Raw genomic sequence first — 23893 nt, 5'->3', positions numbered from 1 at the left:
GAAATTCAGAACAATGGAAGGAGTATTTAATCAAATTATGCTTCAAAAAAATGGATGGGTTGAAAAAAGAAATCAAGAGCTAACATTTTGACAGTCCCATTAAATGTTTATATTTTAATATATGATGACCTACATAGTATATTCATAAGAATTTGAATCTATATGATTTTTGAATTTCAAAATCTAAACAAATATATAAATTCAAAATTATATTTTAAAAGCAATGGTTAATGTGAACTTCAATTGATTAATATAAAATTTGCTAGGATTTCCATACTTTGGATGAACCAACACTTTTAAACTGTTTAATTCTTTATTCATTGCTGATCAAATGAAAATACAAGTATTCAACTTCCTATGCGCATATGTTGAACCAACAGAAATATTAATTACAACAGCAAGTATTGTTATTCACGATGAAATCCTAAAAGAAGCTGCAGATGACCTGATTAGAATTAAAATGGTCGATTGGAAATATTGTAATAATGAGAATCCAAAATGCCAGTGATTTATAATGGTGAGTAAATGCTTGGAAAAAAGATGCTAAGAGACATACTTAAACACAAAGCCCAATTCATATCTATTTTTTTAATGGCATTTTTAGGAGTTTTTGTTTTTACAGGTATAGGTGGTGAATATATTGGTCTTGAAGTCACTATAAACGATTATTATGAAGAAACCAATATGGCTGATGGTTGGATTTATTCATATTATATTAATGATTTGTTTTTAGCTCAAGTAGATCTTTTAGGTGCAACTACTCAAATGGAAAGGCAATTAGTTGTTGACTCGGTAGCGGATTTTGAAAATGACCCCGAAATTACGCTGCACTTTGTTGAAAACAATACTCTGTCTAAATTCTATTTATTGGATGGTAAACCATTGAATATTAATGACAGTGATGGAGTATGGCTTGATAAAAGTTTTGCAGATGCCAAAGGATTAAAAATTGGAGATCGCATTCGATTTGAATGTGAAGGACGCACAATTGACAAAGAAATTAAAGGATTAGGATATTCGCCGGAATATGTTTATCATTCGTCATCTTATTCACTGGTGCCTGATCACAGCAAAATTGGCTTTGCTTACATGTCTTATAAAGCATTTCCAGAAAATTCAGTTCCATACAATGTTTTAAACGTTAAATTTGATGGGTCACCAGATACATATTCCAAATTGTTGGATTATCGTTTAAAGGGGTATTACAGCACATTTGTTCCGCAGTCTGACCACCCAAGTGTTCATCAGTTTTCAGAGGAAATTGCTAAACACAAAATGATGGCTGATATTTTCCCCGTTGTATTCATTGTGGTATCTATGTTAATCCTTTTGACTTCAATGACAAGGATAATTACACATCAAAGAATGCAAATTGGTACATTAAAAGCTATTGGATTTAAAAACATTACCTTAGCTTTGCATTATATTTCATATGGGTTCTGGTTAGTTTTAGCGGGTTCTGCTTTGGGTTTGATTTTAGGGCCGATGATATTGCCTCTAATATTCTATCCGTCAATGATTAGATCATATGATTTGCCATTTTGGGGTCCTGCTGGAGATATGAAATTTGTATTTTTTGTAGTTTTAATAGTCATATTTGCACTTGTAGTTTCACATCGTGCCGTTTCAAGCATTTCAAATGAAAAACCTTCCGAGTCCATCAAGTCTAAAGTACCTAAAGTATCAACTTCAGGATTCTTTGAAAGATTAAAGATTTGGAAAAGATTATCATTTAATTTCCGTTGGAATTATAGGGATGCTAAAAGAAATAGATTGAGAAGTGTTATGGCTGTTATTGGGGTTATGGGTTGTTCTGCACTTTTAATTGGTGCATTTGGATTATATGATGGTTTGGCTGATGTAAAAAATTGGGAATATGGCCAAATTAATCATTATGAGTCAAAATTAATAATCGATGACAACACATCAGTATCACAAATCAATGCTGCTGTCAGAGATGTTGGTGGAGATAAAATAATGGAGGAAAGTATTGAAATCGAATCTGACAACACGAAAAAATTGGGATCTCTTATAGTTTTAAATGGCACGGATTTAATAACGCCAACTGATAAGGATAAAAATAAAATAGAAATAAGGAATAATGAAGTTTCAATTTCGCAAAAAATGGCAGATATGTTAAATTTAAGCATTGGTGATACTGTTAAATGGCATATCATGGGGTCAGATAAATGGGTCGATACAAAAATTGATAAAATTCATGCAGATCCATTTTCACAAGGTTTCATTATGTCTCCATATAAATTGGAGGAATTGGGTTTGAATTACACTCCGACTAGTATCTTAACTTCTGAACAGGTGAATAAAACATATGACGGCTTTAAAACAACTACTACTCATGATGATATTGAAAGAAGTTGGGATGAAATTAGCCAAACCATGTGGCTATTCATTTACATATTATCATTCTTTGCTTGTGTTTTAGCTATTATTGTTTTGTATAATTTAGGATTGCTGTCATTTACAGAAATTGAAAGGGAAATTGCAACACTTAAGGTTCTTGGATTTAAAAGCAGTTACTTAAGAAGACTCCTATTAACACAAAACCTAATATTTACGGCCATAGGATTTATATTAGGTGTGCCTTTAGGTTTTTATTTACTAGGCGCAATGTGGACATCTTCCGAAACTTCATTTTATGTAATCCCTTCATTAACGATTACAAATCTTTTATTGTCTGGCGCTATTACATTTGCCTTGTCAATACTTGTAAACTTAATGTTTTCAAATAAAATCAGGAAGCTGGATATGGTTGAAGCACTGAAGGATAGTGAATAAACTGTCTTTAAAATATATTGTCATGTTTTAATTTTAGAAATTTAAAAAATGAGTAGTTTATTTTTTGAGGAGTCATAAATGCCAGATTTGTTTGGGAATTATGTGACAGATTTTCAAATATTAAATTAGGAATTTGAGAAACTAATTTATAGTTTAAATATTTATTTTGGAGATTGTATTATTGTTAACTACTTAATTAAATATTTTTATTTAATTTTCAGTATTATCATTATCATTTTGAAATTTAATAAATTTCATGTTCAAAAATAATTATTTTAAAAATATTTTTAATATAAAAATCAAATTATATAATATAATGAAAATAATAGGGAGTGTTCATATGGATTCCCTAGCCGAAAAATGAATGTTTCACTATTTAACAGGAGATTTAACAAATTTAAAATGCTTAAGAAGTTGATTGTAAAAGTGAATTTGATTTGTTAAAATATTTAAGTAGTAATGAACTCCATATTTTGAAAATTTTACTTAAAAAAGTTATTTTAATGCTGGAAGACATAATGAAATAATCCTTTCAGAATTTAAAACATTTATAATTTGAAATTTAATTAAAAACCTGAAAAACAATGATTATAGTATAAAAAATAAAAGGGGATATTATGAGAAATATTATAGTTGTTGAGTGCATATCAACTGGAAAAAATTTTATAGGAGACATAATCAACAGAGGTTATAACCCTGTTGTGTTGAATTTAAAAGATGCGGATACTGAAGATGGAAAGAAATTTGGAGAACATGTCAAAGAGGAATATAAGTTGATTCCTTATGAATTTGACATGATTTATGAAAAAGACACCTTCGAGGAAACTCTAGAAGAAGTGCGGAAATTCGATCCTCTTTTGATTGTTCCGGGTAATGAACGGGGAGTTGTTTTAGCAGCAAAATTGACTCATGAATTAGGCCTTTTAGGCAATTCAATTGAAAACCTTGATGCAATGACATTGAAAAATGAGATGCACAACAGACTGGCTGAAAGGGGGCTTCGTTCAATAAAAGGAAAAGTTGTTCATAGTTTAGATGAGGCATTGGAATTTTATGACAGTGAAAACCTAAATGAAGTTGTTATAAAACCTACATACAGTGCAGGTTCAGCGAGTGTGCGAATTTGTGAAAATAGAAATGAAATGATTAATTCAATCAACCAATTATTTGACAATGTCAATTATTATGGGGACGAAATAGCTGAACTTTTAATTCAAGAGAGAATAAACGGTACAGAGTACATTGTAAATACTGTAAGCCATAAAGGCATTCATCGTGTCACTTTGGTCTGGAAATACAACAAAGTCAAAACATCAGAAGGCGCCATTGTCTATGATTCTTGTGAAACTGTAAATGACTTGAGTCTTGGTGAAGCAGAAATGGTGGAATATGCCTATAAAGTTGCAGATGCATTGGAAATTCAATACGGGCCAGTTCATGGCGAATATATGATTGATGAAAAAGGTCCTGTTTTAATTGAAGTCAATTGCCGCCCATGTGGAGGAGGCATGCCTGCAGATTTCCTAGACAAAATTTCTGGCCAACATGAAACAGATAGCATTCTTGATTGCTACTTAAAACCAAAATGCTTCTATGATCAAATGTATAAGAGATACAAATTATATGCTCACGGTACATTGAAATTCTTTATCACTCCTAAAAACATGATTGTTCGCTCATCCCCTATAGTTAACATTAAAAAAAAGTTAAAGGCATTCTATGGAAGCAGCCTGATAAATACAACTTATCATGACATGTTATTCCAAAAAACTGAAGATTTAAATACTGCTGCAGGATATGTCTTTTTGGTTAATGAAAACAAAGCCAATGTTGACCATGACTTGAACTTTTTGAGGGCGGTTGAAAGAAATGCATTTTCATTAATTCTAAGTGATGATGCTACATATCCAAAATTAAAAGATGATAAAACTTATTTAAATGAAATTAAGCCCATGATTAAGAAAATTGAAAGCCATGGTACTGGACTTTTTGTTACTGACCAATTTGCTGATGATGTTGACATTTACCAAATTAACTGGGAAAAAATCAAAGATTTAAAAGGCAACTTTGATTATATAATCATAAATCTCAACAAGAGCCTTATAGATAAAAATGAAGCTGAAAAGGTAAAAATTATCTTGAGTGCATTTTTAAAGGTTAAAAGCGGAGGATACCTTTTCGTTCCGAAAAATACATATCAGTTTATGTCAAGCGGACGAAAAGGTATCGAAGCATTGATAAAAGTTTTAGATTATAATATAGAACTTCCACCATATTACATTAATGATATTATAATCGCCTCAAAAGGAACATGATTTCTCTTAAAAAAAGGAACAGTGACTAAAATGTCATATGAAAGAAGATATAGCCTACTGAATTCAAAATTTAAAGAATTGTTCTTTCCAACGTTGCTTGCTGCAATAGCGGGCAATTTTGCAATTCTAGCCGATGCATTTATAATCAGTGCCCTGTTAGGTCCGATGAACCTGTCAGTCATTCAAAGTATGGAACCATTAGTGCAATTTATCAATATGGTTTACTGGCTGATTGGATTTGGAGGCACCATACTTGCCACAAGTGAAAAAGCAAATTTTAATGATAAAACGGCCAATTATATATTTACCATTTCACTTATTAGCATAATAGCAATCTCAGTATTGATTATGGTATTAGGTCTGCTGTTTCCGGATGGTTTCCTTCAGATATTATGCAATTCCACTCAGTTAAAGCCATTGGTCTTTGAATACTTTAAATATTATCTTCTGGCAATACCATTCATCTGTTTTTTCATTGTTTTAGCCTACTTTGCTAAAATCGATGATTTTGTCCAATTGCAGTTCAGGGCGTTTCTTGCAGCCAATTTATTAAATGTGATATTTGATATTGTATTTATACAATATTTTAATATGGGAATTGGCGGTGCTGCATTGGGCATGGTGTTCGGATATCTCCTCGCAACAGTTTACCTCTGCACTTATTTCTTTAACTCCAAACGGACACTGAAATTGATTAAGATTGAATTTGACAAATCAATGAAATACATTGTTGACATATGCAAGACTGGATTTCCATCATCTTCAATAGCTCTGTATCAAGCAATAAAGCTAGCTATTATCAATTTCATAATCATCTCAGTAATAGCAAATGTGGGTTTGGTTGCATTCAACATGTGTTGCAATACAGCATTGTTGGTGAGCATATTCATTTTTGGTACTGCACAATCACTTTTGCCTATCGTAACTGTTTATTTCCAAGAAAGGGATTACAATGGTGTTGAGTATGTTGCAAGAAAGTCATTAAAAATCGTTGTTGCTTTTGGAATATTTTTCACAGCACTGTTTACACTGTTCCCAGAGACAATATTGGTCATATTCTCCGTAAGCGATCCTTCACATATTCCTTCAGTGATGAATGCCGTTAGAATATTCTCATTATGTCTTTTAGCATATTCAATAAATTTTTTATACATATTCTACATTCAGTCCATACAGAACATGAGATTGGCAAATATCCTCACACTGTTGAATGGGTTGATATTTCCTGTAATATTTGTATTCCTATTTTCCATCATCTGGAAAGAAAACGGAATATGGTTTGCATTTGTAGTCTCTGAAATTGCTACACTTCTCGTTATTTACCTATACTCGGTATATTTGAATAAAAAGACCCATGGTGAATACTCAGGTTTTTTCCTAAAAAAACGTCATGATGAAAACGAGAAGATGCTTGAATATACTATTCATGCCAATGAAAATGATGCCGTATATTTGTCTAAACAGGTTCATGATTTCCTGAATGATGAAAAAACAGCCGAATTCGTTAGTTTGGCCATGAAAGAACTTCTTATTTATATTTTGGATATAAATGATAAATTAGATTGGATTGATGTGATTGTCAGGGACAATGATAAGTCTACAATTATTTCCATAAAGCATTCTGGTATTGGATACAATCCAGAAACAGACAATGAGTTAAATTCAAAACATATTGATAATCTAATAAACATTTCCGATAACATTGAATATTCACAGATATTAGGCTTAAACAATACTGTCATTACCATTAAAAAGTAGTGGTGATTATATTTTACTAACAAAAAAATAAGATATTACTTAAAATTATCTTTTTTTTTAATATTATGGACTTGGGCATATAGAAAATGTTATTGGTAAAAATACAGGATAAATTATAAAATAATTTTAAAAAGAGATAAAAGGTGTTTATTGTTAGAGGAGAGTTAATAAACACCGACTTGTATTTTGGGAATTATGTGGCAGATATTTTCCCGAATATTAAATTAGGAATTGTGAGAAACTAATTTAATATTTAAATATTTATTTTGGAGATTGTATTATTATTGACTAATAATATGTTTTGTTTAAGTGAAAATTTAGGCGTGCCTAAATTTATGTCACTTGTATTAAAGTTTGTTGTCATAGTATATAAATGTTTCTATATTTTTAGGTATGCCTAAATTTTAACATTTATTTCTATAACAATTGTTATAACATATATTATAAATACTATTTAAATGTTTTGATATTTTTTTTACTTGCCTAAAAATCTAAAGTAAATTACTCATTTTGGAGTTAATTTCCATATCCTAATAATCTCAGTATGATATATAAAATTATAATTATAATCAGGAGTGTAATTGCAGTTTTCGCTGATAAAAATTTGGTTTTTCTAAATTCTTTATCTTCAACTTCTCCTGTTTTCATGATTCTTTCTTTTTCAAAAGAACATTTCTGGTAGATTTTTTCAATATCATTTGGAAGTCTGCCTTTTTCATTTAAAAAGCTGATGGTTTTATTCAGATATTTAATGGCTTCTGAATCGTTTCCAAGATTAATGCAACAATAAGCAGCTTTATAATTAAAATTTGTAATTAATTCCAAATCTTCATCTTTAATATTTTTTTCTTTTTGTATACAGAGATCATATGCTTTTAAAGCTTCTTTGTATTCTTTAATTTCATATAATGCATCGCCCTTTGCATTTAAAGCCATGATGGTGTCTTCACTTTGAAGGGATTTGTCCAAATATTCAATGGCTTCTTTATTTTTTCCGGTTTTTTGAAGTGCTATTCCTTTGTATAAATCTGATCTTTCATTGCCGTTGGTTATGTTTTCATAGTTATTTAGGTTGACTAATGCTTCATCGTATTTTTTTGCTTGTATTAACAGCTCAATTTTACCCATTAATACTTCATTTTTGCTTATTCTAGGTTTTTCTATTCTGGAATATGATTTGTACTTGTCATAAGCTTTATCCATATATTCAATTGATTCATCTACATGGCCTTTATTGAATCTTGATAATGCCTTATCACAAATTACATTTACTGACTTGGGTTGTTTTTCAAGATATGCATCAAAATATTTTTCCCCATAATCTCCATTGTCATGGTTTTCATCATAATATTGGTAATATAGTCCTTTTTCTTCAAGTGCTAAAATATAATCGGACTCAATTAATAAATCTAGGATGTTAATGTAATCGTCGATATCATCTTTTCCATGTCTTTTTCTAGCTAATTTTAATGCTTGTTCATATTCTTCATTTTTAATATATTCTTTAGCTTGTTCGACTGCATCACTCATCATATCAACCTATTTTTTAGAATTTCTAGTCTCTTCGTGGCAATGGCTAAATGTTTATATAATATGGAATTTATAATAAATATATGTTTAGGTTGACCTAATTTATGGTTTTCATCTTTAAACTGAAATTTTTTTGGGGGATTAATAATATTTTCAGGAGAGGGAGATATTATTATATTATTTAAATAATGGAGAGTATTAATGACTAAATTAATTGTGGGATTGGCAGGAAATCCTAATGTGGGTAAAACTTCTGTTTTTAACAAATTAACTGGAATGCACCAACATGTAGGTAATTGGCCTGGAAAAACTGTTGAAAGGGCGGTTGGTCACTTTTCACATGATGGTTTTGACTATGAATTGGTTGATTTGCCTGGAAATTATGCATTAAGTGCTCATTCTATGGAAGAAATCGTTTCCAGGGATTTCATTGTGGATGATGATTCTGATGTTATCGTTAATGTAGTTGATGCCGCTAATTTGGAACGTAATTTATATTTAACAGTTCAAATGATGGAATTAGGTGCAAACTTAGTTATTGCAGTTAATATGAATGATTTTGCTAAAAAAAGAGGACATATTATTGATATGGACTTGATGAGCGAACTTTTAGGGTTTCCGGTTATTGAAATCAACGCTAAAAATGGGGATGGTTTTGAAGAATTGCTGCAGACTATAGAAAAGCAGGCAGATAATCCTATCGATTCCAGTTTAAAATTAGCTTATGGTGATGAATTAAGAGAACACTTGGGAGATTTGAAGGTTTTAATTGAAAAAGATCCTGATTTATTGGATGTTCCTTCAATTTGGACTGCAATTAAACTATTGGAAAGGGATCATATTGTCATTGATAAGGTTAAAAAATCTCCTCAAAGCTCTATAATAATGACTGAACTGGACAAGATTGCTGGCCATCTTCAATCCATTTTCAATGAAAGTGCTGAAGAAGTTATTGCAAATGCAAGATATGCTTATATTGATGGTTTGATGGCTGAAGCTGTTAAAAGGCCAGCTGTTGAAAAAGAAACCCCTACTGATAAGATAGATAAAATTGTTACCAACAGAATTTTAGCTCCATTCATATTTTTTGGAGTAATGTTCTTACTGTTCCATTTGACATTTACAATTTCTGCCCCTTTTTGTGAGTTTTTAGATTATGGATTTGCAATGTTGGGTCAGTATGTCGGAGATCATGTTGGAAATGAGATTCTTGCTTCATTGCTCAATAGGGGTATCATTTGTGGTGTAGGTGGTGTAATTGTATTTTTACCGCAAATTGTTATTATGTTCCTGTTTTTAAGTATTTTGGAAGATAGTGGATATTTGGCAAGAGCAGCTTTTACATTGGATAAACTTATGCATGTTGTGGTTGGTCTTCATGGAAAGGCATTTATTCCTATGATTTTAGGATTTGGATGTGGAGTACCAGCAATTATGGCAACAAGAACTATGGAAAATGAATCAGACCGTTTGCTTGCAATGATGCTCATACCATTCATGTCATGTAGTGCACGACTGCCTATTTATTCTCTTTTTGTTGCAGCATTCTTTACAAATAATCAGAGCATAATTCTATTGTCAATTTATTTGTTGGGTATCTTTTTGGCACTTCTTGTTGCAGCTGTTCTTAAAAGGACAATGTTTAAGGGAATGTCCTCTCCATTTGTTATGGAACTTCCAACATATAAGATTCCGTCCCTCAGAGGAGTGTTGATGCATACTTGGGAGAAAACTAAAGGATTCCTTAGAAAAGCAGGTACTATCATTCTTGTTGCTTCCATTGTTATTTGGATATTGTGTTACTTGCCGGGGGGAGAAGCTACTTATGGATTGGAAAGCAGTTATTTAGGTATGATAGGTACTGCAATTGCTCCAATTTTCGCTCCTTTAGGTTTTGGTACTTGGCAGGCAGCTATTGCTCTGCTTACAGGTTTGGTTGCAAAAGAACTTGTTGTATCCACATTTTCAACTCTTGGAGGTTTTGAAGATGATGATGAAACAGGAACCATTTCTGTTATTAATGACCTTTTCACACCGTTGTCCGGATATGCATTCATGGCGTTCTGTTTATTGTATGTTCCTTGTTTTGCTACTGTTGGTGTAATCAGACAGGAGTCAAACAGTTGGAAATGGCCTGTAGTTATGACTGCAATTACATTGATAACAGCTTATATTGTTGCATTTTTAATTTACAATTTAGGTTTGCTTGCAGGATTTGGATAGATTGCAGTTTTGTCTTTCAAAATCCAAATTCATCTATTTTTTATAAATTTTTAGTCATGACTAAAATATTTATATAGTAGTTTTTATAAAATTAAGTGTACCTAAAAATTGTTTTAATAATTGTTATTGGGGAGTATTATGAAAACATTAAAAGATGTAAAACCTGGTGAAACAGTAACTATGGTGAAATTCCTTGAAGAGGGTGATGTTGAGTTAAGGAGACATTTATTAAGTATGGGTTTTGTTAAAGGTGCTAAAATCAAAATTAAAAAAGTAGCAACTTTAGGTGATCCGATTGAAATGAATGTAAAAGGTTATGACGTTTGCCTTCGTAAGGAAGAAGCTGCAAATATTGAAGTGAAATAATCTTCAATTTTTTTCTATTTTTTTTTAAAACTAATTTTATGCGTGCATTATTATGATTTGTAGGATGTGCGGTTTTGAATTTGATGAAAATCAACTGGAAAATCGAGGGTGCACTAGCTGTGGGAAACATGATAACTGTCATCAGGTACATTGTCCGAACTGCGGTTTTGGAAACCATCCTGAATTTGAAGAAGAATTTGAATTTATCAAAAAGCTTAAAGATAAATTCAGAAAGAGAAAATCAGCAGACTAAACTTTTTTTACCTTTAAAATTTCCTCAACAGTTTCATCAATACTGATTTTTTCAGTATCAACGTCAAGTCCATTTTCTTTTAATTTGTATAGTATTTCTGTTGTAACAGGTGCTTTCAGGTGTGCTTTTTTTAATAATTCTTTATCAGAAAATATCTGGTGCTTGTCTCCTTCAGATATGATTTCTCCGTTGTATAAAACAAAGATTTTATCAGCAAACTGATTGACCATTTCAATGTCGTGAGAAGAAATTACAATGCTTATTCCCTCCTTGTTAAGGTCATTTAAAATATCCAGTACTTTGTCAACCCCTTCCGGATCAAGTCCTGCAGTAGGTTCATCAAGTATCATTATTTCTGGTCTCATTGCTATAATGCCTGCAATAGCAACTCTTTTTTGCTGACCTCCGCTTAGGTGGTGTGGTGTTTTTTCTTCAAAGCCGCTCATTCCTACTAATTCAAGCGCTTCGGTGATTCTGGCATTAACTTCATCATATTCAAGACCTAAATTCATTGGTCCAAAAGCAACATCTTCCTTAACGGTCGGTGCAAATAACTGATCATTTGGATCTTGGAACACGATACCTACTTTTTGTCTTACTTTAAGCAGTTCATTTCGTTCAAAAACAATCTTTTCACCATCTACTTCAACATGTCCTGATGTAGGCTCGGTTAAACCGTTAAAGTGGGAAAACAGTGTTGATTTACCGGCGCCGTTCGGTCCCATAATAGCTATCTTTTCCCCTTTCTTAATTTGGATATTAACATTCTTTAAAGCCTGAGTTCCGTCAGGATATGTATAAGTCAAATTTTTTGTTTCTAAATGAATATGTTCCATATTTGCCACCTAATTAATTGCTAGATTTTCTCCGATATAACCTAATTGTCCGGAGTATTTGAATATGATGATTTCAAGTATTATAACTATAACAATTATTGAAATCAGGTATAGATAATCACTTTTTTCAGGAGATTTCTTTTCATCAAACATTTCGGAAGCATCTGAAAATCCACGACTCACCATACTTTTGTGGACTCGCTCCCCCTGTTCATATGATTTTAAAAACATCATTCCTATTGTATACCCGACCTGCTTTACTCTCCATTTGTAAGGAGTATTGTTGGAGTGGATATTGAAATTCCTGGATTTCTGGCTTTTTCTGATTGCTGCAAGTTCATCGACAAATAAAAATAAAAACCTTACCATGATTGAAAGTATCATTGCCAAATCCCTTGGCATTTTTAATTTTCTAAAAGAGCTTGCCATTTCCTGCAGGGGGGTTGTTGATGAATAAATGATGATTGCTGTTAAGGATACAATCATACGGGCTAACAGCAAAATCGCCCAATTAAGTCCCACGTCAGTAACATGTAACCAGGAATAGCTCCAGATTATATTGCCCGGTTGAATAAACGGTTGAAAAATTATAATAGCTCCGCCAAAAGGAAGCAGCATCAGCAATCTTTTAGCAGAATCCCAACATGATAATGTAGCTATTTTAAGTATAATCAATAACATTATTTCCAGAATTATCGGGATAAAAAGTTCCTTTGAGATAACACATACTAATATGATAAAAACAGTGGAAATTAATTTTATGCGTCCTTCCAGATTATGTATGGGACTTTTTTTTGATGCCAAATCATCAAATCTCATTAATTGTGTTATGTCAACCATTATTATTCACTACATTAATATTAAAAATTTGTAATATATTATTATTGTGTTATGTTTATTTTAATAATTTTCAATTACTTTTAAAAAAAAGAAAAAATATAGAAATTAAAATTTAATTTCTACGTTTAACAGCATATGCAACTCCGTATCCTACAGCAAGTGTTACAAATACTCCTATTATCAGAGCCACGATTTGTAACGGTTGGTTTTCAGGATCACTTGCAAATGCATAATCAGGGAGCGCCGCCTCAGGAATACCATTGATTTCTTCAACTGCGAAATCTTCTTCAAGACCGGAGTCTTCAGCTGATTTTTCTAATCCGTCGGGGTCACCAGATGCAATGTATGGTGAAAGGACACAGATTATAATGCAGATTATGGCTGCAACTGCGATTAATGTTTTATCTCTTTTATCCATTTTGCGCATCTCCTTCATCATTCCATGCTAGTAAATCTGGTCTAAATTTATCTAATGCTACAAGAACAATTACAGTTAACACTGCTTCGATTATTCCAATAAAGAAGTGGTATAATACCATTGATGGGATACCAATGTTCATTGGGAATGTTCCTGCAATACCCATTTCAATAGCACATGCTAATGCAGCAATTACGGTTGCAAGCCATGCTCCCACACCTGCTGCAGCGTAGTTTCCAATAAATCCTTTCAATCCTTTGAAGGTGTATAATCCAACACTTCCTCCAATGATTGCCATGTTAAGTACGTTTGCTCCTAAAGCAGTAATTCCTCCGTCTCCAAATATTAATGCTTGGATGAGTAAAACCACAGTAAATACTAATACTGCAGCTTCCGGAGCTAAAAATACAATAGCTACTAAAGCTCCTCCAACCATGTGTCCGCTGGTACCGAATGGAATCGGCATGTTCATGGACATGATTGCAAAAATACCTGCAGCAAGAACTGCTAGGAGAGGTATATGTTTTTCATCTAAATTGGATCTTGCCCATTTCACAGAGAAGTATAATGCAACGATTAATATCACATAGTATACTAGACATTGTGCAATAGGTATAAATCCGTCAGGTATATGCAAATTAATTCCTCCATTTATTTAAAAGTAATACTTTTTTCATTGTTATTTAAATATCAAGTATTACTAATAAGTATTATTTTTTGTTGTTTTTAGTAATATCAAGTTTATTTGGACTTTTATAAATTATAATGTTATTTAAATCCGTTATGTTGCTTGATATTTAATATTTTACTTTAATTTAAGTATATAAAGGTTATTAAAGTAATACTAATTAGTATTATTTTTAATTTATTGTATTACTACTTAGGTCAAAATGAGTCTAATTTCTTGTTTTTATGATGTTTGTTAAATAAATAAAAATAGCTATTGCAAAGTATACTAAAACTTGGATGTCTAAAATTCCGGTTTCAACGCCTAAAATTGTATATGTTAAAATCAGTGAGTAAATTCCAATATAGAAGAAATTTTTGGTTATCTGCATCAGTTTAAATCCGATTCCTAAAATGAATCCCAAAATGCCCATTTCCACAAATACTCCTACTTTGCCGAAGTCAACTACCATCTGACCTATTAACGTTGGGGTAACTGTTACTTCGGTTCTCCATGCAATGAGTTTGCCGACCATCATTCTAGGCCCTAAATCGCTTCCCGGAATTGAACTTGCAAGCATATGTCCATGAGTTAGGCCGAAGTTTCCTCCGATAAAATCAAGTAAGTTCAGCACATGAAGGGTAAAATCCGCTCTTGATTGCAGAGTATAAATCGGACTGGTTGATGATGTTATTGTCAGCTCGCCAAGTGAACGAAAATAACCAATTCCAATTATTGCACCTACACCAATCAGTGCTCCAACAACAACTTCCCAAAGAGAAACGATATTTCCATAGAAACCTATGATAATTATGATGAGAAATGCTGCAAGTAGTGGTGTCCTATAACCTAGAAGCAATAAAAATGCACAGTCAATTGCGAGCAATAAAATGAATCTGAATCTTGCCTGTGAGCGGGTGATTTTTCCATCTTGGAATTCCTTCAGATATGCACTTGCAACAAGACATGTTCCAGGTATTATTAAAAACACAGGCATTGTAAGTACGGGCTTTAATAAATATCTGATTGATGGCTTTAAAAGTGGGATTCCTCCAACTGAAGCAACACTTATGAAGAAAAACACGACACTGATTAATATTAAACAAAATCCGAGTGAATACATGTCTCTTTCTTTAAACTGAAGTATGTTTTCAAGATTGTCATTTAAAAAGTATCTTGGGATTATTGCAGATCCTATGATATATCCCGCAAATGCCAGCATAAGAGTTATTGCCAGACTATTTGAAACGGAGTTAAGTGCCAGAAGCAAGAATATTGCAAAGATAAAAAGCACTATCAATGGATTAAAAATATGTTTTTTAAGAATTTGATGTTTGTTTAAAAAGTTTAAAAAGTTTTCACTGGGGTACAACTTTTTAAAAAAGCTGTTAACCCACTGATTTTCAATAAACTCTAAAATGGTAAATATTGTAGTAAATAAAAATGATTTGTGAAATTCATCACTTATTCTATTTATCAGTGAAGTTAATGTGGAATAGATTACACTCATATATTTCACAACTTAAAAGTTTCGAATATTTATAACTTCATAGTTATTTTTAATGTTTTCCAAATCGGCATTGCTGCAATTATAAATTCTAATGGTAAGTCCATCAGTTATTCCATTCAAACTTCCCAAAATTGCATTTCCGTCATCTAGTGTTTGTTTATCTGCCTTTGTAATAACCATTTGATTTTCAATTTCATTGTTTGTAGGTTTGATTGCAAATCTTTTGCTGTGAATTTCAAGGGTATTTTCAAGTTCCTGCATTTTTGCGTTGTCCCATGAATCCAGAGCAACTGTTGTTGAAATATCATAATTATTGTTGGTTATGTTTTTTCTCAAATCGTTTAAGGATGTAATGTTTTGAGGTTTTATTTTAAATTCAGTTAAATTGTCATAAACCCTTCCGTCGGTCTCAATAGATATCTTATCTATGTGTATGTCTGCATTAGGGGCATTTTTGTATAATCCTGCTAGATAATTTTTATTGTCCGATTCTATTAAGACTTTAACGGCAGAACCTTCATCTACCCATTTCACGGTACCGTTTATTGTGATTTTTTCACCGTTTGTGGCATTGTATCCGTCGATAGTAGATTTAACTACCTTTCCGTCCTTATAATAATTCAAGTAAGTTTCAGATAGTTTGTTTATTGTTGATGCATCAAAAGCAGTTTTTTGAATTTTTGATGAGTCGTCGGTTGTAATATGTATAAATGCAAAAATGACCGCACAAATTACCAAAATGATTATGAGGTAATCAATTAATGTGAATTTTATCTTCATAATAATCACTAATCTTCGTAAATTGCTCCAACGGGGCAAACATCTACACATTCACCACAGTTATCGCATTTGTTAGGGTCAATAATTATGGTGTAAGCTTTCCTTGAAATAGCTTCTTCCATACATACATCTATACAATCTTCACAGACTCCACATTCTTCCATATCAATTTTCAATTAATACACCATTTTATTTTTTTTAAAAGAAATATAATTAAATATAATTATTTTAAGATTTATATAGTTTTTTAGAAAAGAATTTATTAGGCTTTCCTAAACTTTTAATATAAGTTTGACTATATATTTTAGTATAAAGGTGTATGAATGATATTTAACAAAACTATTTCAATAATTTTATCAGCATTATTATTTGTTTTTTTAGGTCTTTTATATTCATCTGTTTCCGTGATGTTTTTTAATGGTGGATTAATTCCTATAATTGGGATGGTAATGTTTGTAATATTTTATTTTATTACAAGGATGTTTTATAATTATTTGAGAAATGATGATTACTATAAAAATACTCGTGAAAGATCAAGCGATAAAAAAGGTGAAAAATACTTCATTAAGGGAGAATCAGATTCTAAAAAACTTTTTATCGTAATTTGGGTCATTGTGATTTTAATTTTGTCATCTGTTTCATTATGGTTATTTTCATTTAATCATGGATTGGTATAAATTTCACATGTTGACCGTAATGTTTATATACTATAGGGTTCAATATCAATATTGTATGCAAGGGTGCCCGAGCGGCCAAAGGGGGAGGACTTAAGATCCTCTGGTATAGGCCTTCGAGGGTTCGAATCCCTTCCCTTGCACTATTTTATATTTACTTTTTCTCGATACTGCTTTAGTGGCTCAGCCGGTAGAGCGCCACCTTGGTAAGGTGGAAGTCGGGGGTTCGAATCCCCCCTAAAGCTCTGTTTTTTTAAAATTTTTAAAGTCTTATTTTTTTACCAATTCAAAAACTTTAAATTATACATTTTTCTAAATAATATAGTGATAAAAAATATAAGGTGAAAATTATGAATTATAAAAAACTTATTTTAGTAGGTTGTATTTCAGCATTTGTTGCGATTCTAACCTCTATTTTAGGAGTTGCAGGTACTGTTATTGGTTCAGTAATTTCATCTGTTCTGTATAACATGCTTTCCGAAGCACTTGAAAACCCTGTATCAAATGCAAATTTCAAATCAGATTTTGAATGGGAACTTGCATATGTGTTCCCTCTGGCGGTTATTGCTTTAATTCAATTATTATTAATTTTCGCTTTATTAGCAGAAATGGGATTTTTACCACATGGGTTTGTTAATTTCTATATGTCCATTCAGAATTTAGCAGATAATAATTTATATAGGATTTTAGGAATAGCGTTGCTGTTTATCAGTGCATATCCGTGGGTGCTAAAACCAGAATTTGTAAAAAAAGAACATGGTATAATTTTAATCATTGTAGGTTTGATATTTTTAGCTCGCGGATTTGTTGATTCAGGACTTTCTATTACTGAGTTATATAATCCTATTTTCAGCTATTTTGATTTGCCTATAGCTATTATTGCATTTTTATTAATCACATTTGTTATAGTTAGGATTTTATATTTGTCAACTAATTCAGAGAATGAAGCTAAAATTATTACAAGCCGTTCTGAAAAAAGGCCTGTTTATAATAATGTTCAAGAGAGTATTCATCATAAAAAAGAAGATCTTATTCGTACAGGCCAGAATGTTAGAAAAGAATATCCAAAAAAGGTTCAAAAATTTAGAAATGACCATCAACAACATTCTGATGTTAAATTTAGAGGGAATATTCGAGAAAATAAACCTGTTGATAATTATAAACCTCGTAAAGGTATCAACAGGTCATCAGGTGATATTCATTTCGAATCCAATGATTTGTTAGATGATTATAAAAAATAGTGGTAATATGAGTAAACGTGATGAAACATTAAAACAGATATTGGATTTAATTTTATATGAAAATCCTTCCACTCAGGATGAAATTGCTGAGAAATTGGGAATATCTCGCAGATATGTTACTCAGTTAATACAGCCTTTGATTAAAGATGGAACTGTAAAAAGGGCTTATATGATTGATTTAAAAACTTATGAAAAGTTAACACAGTCTATTGAAGTCTACTCAAGTCCAACCAATGCTGCAGGTAATGTTTTAATAAATGATATGCTGGCAAATATGGCAAATCATGTCCACTCTCAGCTTGAAGCGTCATTTCAGTCTATTTTGGATTATGATGAAGAGGAAGCTAAAAAAGCTTTGGAAATGGATTACACTACAAATAACCTTGTGGAAAAAATCAGAACTTCAGTTGAAACCATTGTAAGTATAGATAAACATTCAGAATTTGCCAAATCAATGTTGTATAATGAGATTGCATATGATTTGGAGCGTATTGGAGATTACTGCGGCCATATTGCAAAATTTGTAATAAATGATGTTTATAAAATTGATGATAATGTCTTGAGAAAATTAAAAAAGATGTATAAAACTGCTCAAAGAATGATTCGTTTAGCTATGAAAGCATTTATTGAGGGTGAAACTGAACTTAAAGATGATTTGATGGAATTGGAAGATTCCATTCATATTCTTCAATCCAAATCCATTAATCTGATTGCAACACAGATGGCTGAAAATTCTTTTGATGAAAAAGAACGGTCAAACTATTTCATATATTTGTTTAGAGTTATCAAGGCCTTTGAAAGAATAGGAGATATTTCTGTTGAAATGATGGATGTTGCCGTTGAGTTCCATGATAACATTCCAAGACCGACAACTCCAAGGTCATTCAGATAACTATTTTTTTTTTATTTGTCATATATTTTTGTTGTAGCATGCCTGTCTGCCCAACATTGGATACAAACACCAACAGGAAGGCCTGCAGTATGAGTATGTGCTTTTAATATTTTTACATCTAATGCTGTTGTTTTTCCACCAAGTCCCATAGGACCTATTCCAGAAGCATTGATTTCAGATAATATTTCTTCTTCAAGTTTTCCAAGAACAGGATCAGGGTTTCTCTCACCAATTTTTCCAAGCAGTGCTTTTTTACCCAATTTTAAACATAAGTCAGATGTTCCGCCAATTCCAACGCCTACAACAGTTGGAGGGCATGGTTTTCCTTTGGCCTTAAGGACAGACTCTACAACAAATTCTTTGATTCCTTCTATTCCTTCAGCAGGAAGTGCCATCTTTAAGGCATTGTTGTTTTCAGAACCGAATCCTTTAGGCAATATTGTAATTTCTAAGTAATCTTCATCAATAAGTTCAATATCAATTGGTGGGATGTAATCTCCAACATTGACATTGGTATTTTCACGGGTAATCGGATCTACGATATTTGGTCTAATTGGAATTTCTTTTGTAGCTTTTCTGATTCCGTCTTCAATTCCTTCACGTAAATTTTCCACTTCAACATTACCTAACTTAACAAAAACCACGGGCAGACCTGTATCTTGACACATCGGAATTCCTTTTTCTTTTGCAAGTTCAATATTTTTCAATATAGCTTCAATATTTAATATTGCAAGGTCATGTTCCTCTATTTTAAGAGCATCTTCAAGTGATTTTTTAACATCTTCGCCAAGAACTATGGCTGCTTGTTTGTAAAGTTCATAAACAGTATCTGTAATAACATCTTTAGTAATCAAAATAAATCCCTTTAAAAATTAATTAATGTTATTTTGATTTTTGAAATATTTAAATATTAATTATTTGAATAGGGCAAACTTCAACGCAATCTCTGCATCGGGTACATTTTTCACCATTGATTGTGATGGCTCCTCCCAAAACTTCAATTGCATTTTCTTTACAAATTAATAGGCATGGTGCTTCTGATGGTTTACAATGCATACAAAATAAGATTGGAGTGTCAACATTTGGTGTTTGTTGACAACTTCCACAGGTTGTACATGTTGTACAATTTCCTGATTTAAACATAATTTTATTATTCGTCTAATACAAGTCTTGCTCGTGCTTGACTTGTAATTACATGGACAAAGCCGCTTTTCTTGGTATTAGGTTCGTATAATCCTGCCATTTTAGCCAAGAATTTTTCTTGATTTTTAGATTTGACTTTAGCAGGATCCAGAATGCTAATAGCTCTTTTAGTACAGGCTTTGATACATGCAGGTCCTTCTTCTCTATCTGCACAGAGGTCACATTTCTCAGCAATATTTGCTTCAAAGGTCATTGCACCAAATGGACATGCCATTACACATAATCCGCAGCCGATACATTTTTTAGTATCGACTCCTTCATCGCTAATAGCTTCTGTTGGACAGATTGTTATACATGGTGCATTTTCACAGTGTTGACATACAATGGAATAAAAAGAAGAATGATATTCTATGATTTTTATTCTACTAGCTTTATGAACTGATGCACACATGTTTTCACAATTCATACATCCGTCACATAAATTACTATTTACAGAAATTTTTTCCATTGTACCACCTTATAAACCTAACTCTTCACACTCTGCATCGACATATTTTTGGATTTTTTCAATGAGCTCATCATCTAAATGTCTGAATCTTTTTTGTGGTGCTAGATATTCTTTAACAGGTTTTCTTTCTTCTGGTCTGTAAGTAATATCAAATTTACCATTTTCGATTTCATATAAAATCCAAGATCCAGTTTCTACAGCTAATCTGCCCATTTCGATAGTTTTTTCAGAAGGATATCCCCAACCTGTAGTACATGGTTGTTGTAAGTGGATATATGCTGCTCCTTTAGTTTCTGCAGCTTTTTTGACTTTTTTAACGTAATCTTCAGGGTATGCAATTGATGCAGTAGCAACATAAGGTATTCCATGTGCTGCCATAATCATTGGCATGTTTTTCTTAGGTTTGTCTTCACCGAAACTTGCACTTCCCATTGGTGAAGTAGTTGTTGTTGCACCGAATGGTGTTGCTCCACTTCTTTGAATACCTGTATTCATGTATGCTTCGTTATCATAACAGATGTAAAGCATATTGTGCCCTCTTTCCATAGCTCCGGAAAGGGATTGTAAACCGATATCTACAGTTCCTCCGTCACCACCGAAAGCAACTACATTAACATCGTCTTTTCCTTGAATTCTTAATGCACTTTCTACACCGGATGCAACAGCACCAGAGTTTTCAAATGCTACGTGAATGAATGGAATTTCCCATGCAGTCTCTGGATATGGTGTGGTCATTACTTCAAGACAACCGGTAGCGGAAATAGCTACGGTATTTTCACCTAATGCATTTAATGCTAATTTAACTGCAATAGATGCTCCACAACCAGCACATCCTCTGTGTCCAGGTGCTAATAAATTTTTATCAGGTATGTCTACCATATTCATTCCTCCTTAAGTCCAATCCATGTGACATCGTTTTCAGGCACATTTTTAGTTTTTTCATAAATTTCAATTAATGATTCAGGAGTTATGTCTCTTCCACCTAAACCAGTAATGAATCCATAAATTTCTTTATCGATTTTAACTTTCATGTCTGCATAAAGAGCTCCGCCAATACCAAAGGAGAAGTTTTTATCAACAACAGCTATTTTATCGCAGTCTTTAACAACTTCATTAATTGCTTCAACTGGGAATGGTCTGTAGGCTCTGATTTTAAGTAAACCTACTTTTTCGCCTTTTTCTCTTAATTGGTCAACAATAACTCTTATACTACTACAAATTGATCCCATAGCGACATATATGATTTCAGCATCTTCTGTTTTGTATGGTTCTACAAGACCATATTTTCTTCCAAAGATTTCAGCAAATTCATCACAGGTTTGTTGGATTACATCCAGTGATTTAGTCATTGCAACTTCCATATCATGTCTTGCTTCCATATAATATTCAGGGTCAGCGAAGTTACCTATTGACATTGGTTGTTTCGGATCAAGAAATGCGTGCTCCGGAACATATGGAGGTAAAAATCTGTCAACGCTTTCTTGTTCTGGGATTTCAACAGGTTCAACTGTATGGGTTAAAATAAATCCATCTAAACATACCATTGATGGAAGTAAAATATCAGGATTTTCTGAAACTTTATAAGCCATTAATGTTGTATCCAATGCTTCCTGTGCATTTTCAACATAAATTTGTAACCATCCTGCATCTCTTTGTGCAATGGAATCTTGTTGGTCGTTCCAGATATTTAATGGTGCAGAAATTGCTCTGTTTGCATCAGCTAAAACGAATGGAGTTCTCATACCTGCTGCTGCAAATAAAATTTCGTGCATTAACATTAATCCTTGTGAAGATGTTGCTGTAAATACTCTTACTCCAGCTCCACTTGCTCCAACAGCAGCACTTATTGCACTGTGTTCTGATTCTACTTTGACATATTTAGCATCAATTTTTTCATCAGCAACATACTGTGCTAAATATTCGGAGATTGTTGTTTGTGGAGTAATCGGATAAACTGGAATAACTTGTGGTTTAGCTAATCTTACAGCTTCTGCAACTGCTTTATTTGAGGTCATTACTTCTTTTACCATCTAATCACTCTCTTTATTCTTTTACCATTTCGATTGCATCTGATGGACATTCATATGCACAAATTCCACATCCTTTACAGTAATCGTAATCAATATCGTGTTGTTTGTTTACGCAGGAATCTGGGCAGAATAAAATACAATTATCACAATCAATACATTTTTCTTTATCTAAAATTGGTTTGAAAGTTCTCCAACTTCCAGTTTTATTATTTTTAGTATTTCCTGGTGTTTTAATTACACATCCTATACTTACCATTATACTCACCATCTATCCTATTTCGTAAGCTTTTTTTGTTGCTTCCGCATTTAACTCTCCGATTTTTCCTGGGAAGGTTTCTTTGATTACTTCAATAAGTGAATCAATACTTACTACTCCGGTCTTTTTAGCAAAATATCCTAAGATAATTGTGTTTACAATATTACGTCCTAACATGTCAAGAGCAATACCAGTCGCATCAATACTGTGGACTGCGTGTTCACCACTACCTTTGAAGTCTAAAGTATTTATAATAACTTCAGTGTTGTCTTTAATTCCAGAAAATACGTCTACTACGTTTAATAATCCATCATCTAGGACTAATACATAGTCGGGGTTATATATTTGGTATCTCATTTCAATTGGCTTGTCATCAATTCTTGTGAAAGCCATGACTGGAGCTCCTCTACGTTCAACTCCAAAGAATGGGAAAGCTTGGACATATTTTCCATCTTTAAAAGCCGCTTTTGCTAAAATTTCAGCAGCGGTTACAGAACCTTGTCCGCCTCTACCATGAAAACGAATTTCAATCATTAATTCTCCTCCATATATTTATCATGTATAATCATTATAATTTACAAAATATATAAATTTTATGTTAGATTTTAATTTTGGATAATTTTGTTTAAATTTAATTGCTTTAATCATTTGTTTTTTGTTTATTATTTGAATAATAGAGTTAACATTTTTATTCTTTTCTTATTCAATTTTAATAGGTTTTTAGATATACTAATTATTTTTAAGAAACTATTATTTTTCAATGCTGTCAAGCTAAGATTTTTTTCTATTTTTTTAGTACGATTTTTTTATTTTTCTGCTGATTATTGCTTTATTTATTCTAATTCTACGATTAATTA

The 23893-nt window shown here is 32.1% G+C and carries 25 protein-coding genes and 2 tRNA genes; 12 read left to right on the top strand and 15 right to left on the bottom strand.

Going from position 1 to position 23893, the window contains the following annotated elements; translation table 11 throughout:
* Positions 1-331 precede the first annotated feature (331 nt).
* The 4 genes from QZU75_RS10020 to QZU75_RS10005 all read left to right on the top strand — a co-directional run bounded on the left by QZU75_RS10020 (position 332) and on the right by QZU75_RS10005 (position 6869).
* Positions 332-508: a hypothetical protein gene (locus tag QZU75_RS10020; protein WP_296883464.1), complete on the top strand. Its 177-nt coding sequence runs from the start codon at positions 332-334 to the stop codon at positions 506-508.
* Positions 509-525: 17 nt separating this feature from the next.
* A complete protein-coding gene (locus tag QZU75_RS10015; RefSeq protein WP_296883463.1) occupies positions 526-2796 on the top strand; it encodes an ABC transporter permease in 2271 nt (756 codons plus the stop codon).
* A 617-nt stretch (positions 2797-3413) separates the two neighbouring features.
* Positions 3414-5111, top strand: coding sequence for an ATP-grasp domain-containing protein (locus tag QZU75_RS10010; RefSeq protein ID WP_296883461.1), 1698 nt, complete (start codon positions 3414-3416; stop codon positions 5109-5111).
* A 30-nt stretch (positions 5112-5141) separates the two neighbouring features.
* Positions 5142-6869 carry an MATE family efflux transporter gene (locus QZU75_RS10005; RefSeq protein WP_296883460.1) on the top strand — a complete coding sequence of 576 codons (1728 nt, stop codon included), beginning with the start codon at positions 5142-5144 and terminating at the stop codon, positions 6867-6869.
* Between the two features lie 516 nt (positions 6870-7385).
* Here QZU75_RS10005 and QZU75_RS10000 read toward each other — a convergent pair.
* The gene (locus QZU75_RS10000; protein ID WP_296883458.1) at positions 7386-8399 is read right to left on the bottom strand and encodes a lipopolysaccharide assembly protein LapB; all 1014 of its coding nucleotides are present in this window, start codon (positions 8397-8399) and stop codon (positions 7386-7388) included.
* A 201-nt stretch (positions 8400-8600) separates the two neighbouring features.
* Here QZU75_RS10000 and feoB point away from each other — a divergent pair, with 201 nt between their 5' ends.
* From feoB to QZU75_RS09985, 3 genes are all read left to right on the top strand, one after another.
* Complete coding sequence (gene feoB / locus QZU75_RS09995; protein ID WP_296883456.1) at positions 8601-10622, top strand: ferrous iron transport protein B; 2022 nt, start codon at positions 8601-8603, stop codon at positions 10620-10622.
* Between the two features lie 135 nt (positions 10623-10757).
* On the top strand, positions 10758-10988 hold the full coding sequence (locus QZU75_RS09990; protein WP_363139648.1) for a FeoA family protein: 231 nt from the start codon (positions 10758-10760) through the stop codon (positions 10986-10988).
* A gap of 52 nt (positions 10989-11040) precedes the next feature.
* Positions 11041-11241 carry a hypothetical protein gene (locus QZU75_RS09985; protein WP_296883453.1) on the top strand — a complete coding sequence of 67 codons (201 nt, stop codon included), beginning with the start codon at positions 11041-11043 and terminating at the stop codon, positions 11239-11241.
* Here QZU75_RS09985 and QZU75_RS09980 read toward each other — a convergent pair.
* The 7 genes from QZU75_RS09980 to QZU75_RS09950 form a co-directional block, all read right to left on the bottom strand.
* The gene (locus QZU75_RS09980; RefSeq protein ID WP_296883452.1) at positions 11238-12077 is read right to left on the bottom strand and encodes an ATP-binding cassette domain-containing protein; all 840 of its coding nucleotides are present in this window, start codon (positions 12075-12077) and stop codon (positions 11238-11240) included. The two genes, QZU75_RS09985 and QZU75_RS09980, sit on opposite strands and share 4 nt — an antisense overlap.
* Before the next feature lie 9 nt (positions 12078-12086).
* Complete coding sequence (gene cbiQ / locus QZU75_RS09975; protein ID WP_296883451.1) at positions 12087-12917, bottom strand: cobalt ECF transporter T component CbiQ; 831 nt, start codon at positions 12915-12917, stop codon at positions 12087-12089.
* A gap of 112 nt (positions 12918-13029) precedes the next feature.
* Positions 13030-13335 (bottom strand): PDGLE domain-containing protein, encoded by a 306-nt coding sequence (locus QZU75_RS09970; RefSeq protein WP_296883449.1) that lies wholly within the window; start codon positions 13333-13335, stop codon positions 13030-13032.
* On the bottom strand, positions 13328-13972 hold the full coding sequence (gene cbiM, locus QZU75_RS09965; RefSeq protein ID WP_296883448.1) for a cobalt transporter CbiM: 645 nt from the start codon (positions 13970-13972) through the stop codon (positions 13328-13330). Before cbiM ends, QZU75_RS09970 begins: the two co-directional genes overlap by 8 nt.
* Positions 13973-14231: 259 nt before the next feature.
* A complete protein-coding gene (locus QZU75_RS09960; RefSeq protein WP_296883429.1) occupies positions 14232-15512 on the bottom strand; it encodes an oligosaccharide repeat unit polymerase family protein in 1281 nt (426 codons plus the stop codon).
* A 12-nt stretch (positions 15513-15524) separates the two neighbouring features.
* On the bottom strand, positions 15525-16292 hold the full coding sequence (locus tag QZU75_RS09955; RefSeq protein WP_296883427.1) for an adhesin: 768 nt from the start codon (positions 16290-16292) through the stop codon (positions 15525-15527).
* Positions 16293-16300: 8 nt separating this feature from the next.
* Positions 16301-16468, bottom strand: coding sequence for a 4Fe-4S binding protein (locus QZU75_RS09950; protein WP_296883426.1), 168 nt, complete (start codon positions 16466-16468; stop codon positions 16301-16303).
* Positions 16469-16615: 147 nt separating this feature from the next.
* On the opposite strand from QZU75_RS09950, the gene QZU75_RS09945 reads away from it, so the two are divergent.
* The 5 genes from QZU75_RS09945 to QZU75_RS09925 all read left to right on the top strand — a co-directional run bounded on the left by QZU75_RS09945 (position 16616) and on the right by QZU75_RS09925 (position 19099).
* Complete coding sequence (locus QZU75_RS09945) at positions 16616-16969, top strand: hypothetical protein (protein WP_296883425.1); 354 nt, start codon at positions 16616-16618, stop codon at positions 16967-16969.
* Between the two features lie 57 nt (positions 16970-17026).
* Positions 17027-17109: transfer RNA gene (locus QZU75_RS09940), tRNA-Leu, on the top strand.
* A 29-nt stretch (positions 17110-17138) separates the two neighbouring features.
* Positions 17139-17211, top strand: a tRNA-Thr gene (locus QZU75_RS09935).
* Between the two features lie 105 nt (positions 17212-17316).
* The gene (locus QZU75_RS09930) at positions 17317-18207 is read left to right on the top strand and encodes a hypothetical protein (protein WP_296883423.1); all 891 of its coding nucleotides are present in this window, start codon (positions 17317-17319) and stop codon (positions 18205-18207) included.
* A 7-nt stretch (positions 18208-18214) separates the two neighbouring features.
* Positions 18215-19099, top strand: coding sequence for a PhoU domain-containing protein (locus tag QZU75_RS09925; protein ID WP_296883422.1), 885 nt, complete (start codon positions 18215-18217; stop codon positions 19097-19099).
* A gap of 11 nt (positions 19100-19110) precedes the next feature.
* On the opposite strand, the gene QZU75_RS09920 is transcribed toward QZU75_RS09925, so the two are convergent.
* From QZU75_RS09920 to porC, 7 genes are read right to left on the bottom strand one after another with little or no spacing between them, the layout of a single operon-like run.
* Positions 19111-19953, bottom strand: coding sequence for a fumarate hydratase (locus QZU75_RS09920; protein WP_296883420.1), 843 nt, complete (start codon positions 19951-19953; stop codon positions 19111-19113).
* Positions 19954-20002: 49 nt separating this feature from the next.
* A complete protein-coding gene (locus QZU75_RS09915) occupies positions 20003-20242 on the bottom strand; it encodes a 4Fe-4S binding protein (RefSeq protein WP_296883418.1) in 240 nt (79 codons plus the stop codon).
* Positions 20243-20249: 7 nt separating this feature from the next.
* A complete protein-coding gene (locus QZU75_RS09910) occupies positions 20250-20750 on the bottom strand; it encodes a 4Fe-4S dicluster domain-containing protein (RefSeq protein WP_296883416.1) in 501 nt (166 codons plus the stop codon).
* Positions 20751-20759: 9 nt separating this feature from the next.
* Positions 20760-21629, bottom strand: coding sequence for a pyruvate synthase subunit PorB (gene porB / locus QZU75_RS09905; protein ID WP_296883414.1), 870 nt, complete (start codon positions 21627-21629; stop codon positions 20760-20762).
* A gap of 2 nt (positions 21630-21631) precedes the next feature.
* Entirely contained in the window at positions 21632-22780 is a 1149-nt protein-coding gene (porA, locus tag QZU75_RS09900) for a pyruvate synthase subunit PorA (RefSeq protein ID WP_296883412.1), read from the bottom strand.
* Positions 22781-22793: 13 nt separating this feature from the next.
* Complete coding sequence (gene porD, locus QZU75_RS09895; RefSeq protein WP_296883410.1) at positions 22794-23036, bottom strand: pyruvate synthase subunit PorD; 243 nt, start codon at positions 23034-23036, stop codon at positions 22794-22796.
* Between the two features lie 12 nt (positions 23037-23048).
* On the bottom strand, positions 23049-23570 hold the full coding sequence (gene porC, locus QZU75_RS09890) for a pyruvate synthase subunit PorC (protein ID WP_296883409.1): 522 nt from the start codon (positions 23568-23570) through the stop codon (positions 23049-23051).
* Between the last annotated feature and the right edge of the window lie 323 nt (positions 23571-23893).

This window comes from uncultured Methanobrevibacter sp. (genome assembly GCF_902764455.1).
GTDB lineage: Archaea > Methanobacteriota > Methanobacteria > Methanobacteriales > Methanobacteriaceae > Methanocatella.
The sequence above is the reverse complement of the archived record's forward strand: the minus strand, read 5'-3'. Positions and strand labels throughout refer to the sequence as shown.

Bases quoted from the DNA above. Each gene is read 5' to 3' on its own strand.
- QZU75_RS10020 (WP_296883464.1), top strand. From the start codon at position 332: ATGAAAATACAAGTATTCAACTTCCTATGCGCATATGTTGAACCAACA.
- QZU75_RS10015 (WP_296883463.1), top strand. From the start codon at position 526: ATGCTTGGAAAAAAGATGCTAAGAGACATACTTAAACACAAAGCCCAA.
- QZU75_RS10010 (WP_296883461.1), top strand. From the start codon at position 3,414: ATGAGAAATATTATAGTTGTTGAGTGCATATCAACTGGAAAAAATTTT.
- QZU75_RS10005 (WP_296883460.1), top strand. From the start codon at position 5,142: ATGTCATATGAAAGAAGATATAGCCTACTGAATTCAAAATTTAAAGAA.
- QZU75_RS10000 (WP_296883458.1), bottom strand. From the start codon at position 8,399: ATGAGTGATGCAGTCGAACAAGCTAAAGAATATATTAAAAATGAAGAA.
- feoB (WP_296883456.1), top strand. From the start codon at position 8,601: ATGACTAAATTAATTGTGGGATTGGCAGGAAATCCTAATGTGGGTAAA.
- QZU75_RS09985 (WP_296883453.1), top strand. From the start codon at position 11,041: ATGATTTGTAGGATGTGCGGTTTTGAATTTGATGAAAATCAACTGGAA.
- QZU75_RS09980 (WP_296883452.1), bottom strand. From the start codon at position 12,077: ATGGAACATATTCATTTAGAAACAAAAAATTTGACTTATACATATCCT.
- cbiQ (WP_296883451.1), bottom strand. From the start codon at position 12,917: ATGGTTGACATAACACAATTAATGAGATTTGATGATTTGGCATCAAAA.
- QZU75_RS09970 (WP_296883449.1), bottom strand. From the start codon at position 13,335: ATGGATAAAAGAGATAAAACATTAATCGCAGTTGCAGCCATAATCTGC.
- QZU75_RS09960 (WP_296883429.1), bottom strand. From the start codon at position 15,512: ATGAGTGTAATCTATTCCACATTAACTTCACTGATAAATAGAATAAGT.
- QZU75_RS09955 (WP_296883427.1), bottom strand. From the start codon at position 16,292: ATGAAGATAAAATTCACATTAATTGATTACCTCATAATCATTTTGGTA.
- QZU75_RS09945 (WP_296883425.1), top strand. From the start codon at position 16,616: ATGATATTTAACAAAACTATTTCAATAATTTTATCAGCATTATTATTT.
- QZU75_RS09930 (WP_296883423.1), top strand. From the start codon at position 17,317: ATGAATTATAAAAAACTTATTTTAGTAGGTTGTATTTCAGCATTTGTT.
- QZU75_RS09925 (WP_296883422.1), top strand. From the start codon at position 18,215: ATGAGTAAACGTGATGAAACATTAAAACAGATATTGGATTTAATTTTA.
- QZU75_RS09915 (WP_296883418.1), bottom strand. From the start codon at position 20,242: ATGTTTAAATCAGGAAATTGTACAACATGTACAACCTGTGGAAGTTGT.
- QZU75_RS09910 (WP_296883416.1), bottom strand. From the start codon at position 20,750: ATGGAAAAAATTTCTGTAAATAGTAATTTATGTGACGGATGTATGAAT.
- porB (WP_296883414.1), bottom strand. From the start codon at position 21,629: ATGGTAGACATACCTGATAAAAATTTATTAGCACCTGGACACAGAGGA.
- porA (WP_296883412.1), bottom strand. From the start codon at position 22,780: ATGGTAAAAGAAGTAATGACCTCAAATAAAGCAGTTGCAGAAGCTGTA.
- porD (WP_296883410.1), bottom strand. From the start codon at position 23,036: ATGGTAAGTATAGGATGTGTAATTAAAACACCAGGAAATACTAAAAAT.
- porC (WP_296883409.1), bottom strand. From the start codon at position 23,570: ATGATTGAAATTCGTTTTCATGGTAGAGGCGGACAAGGTTCTGTAACC.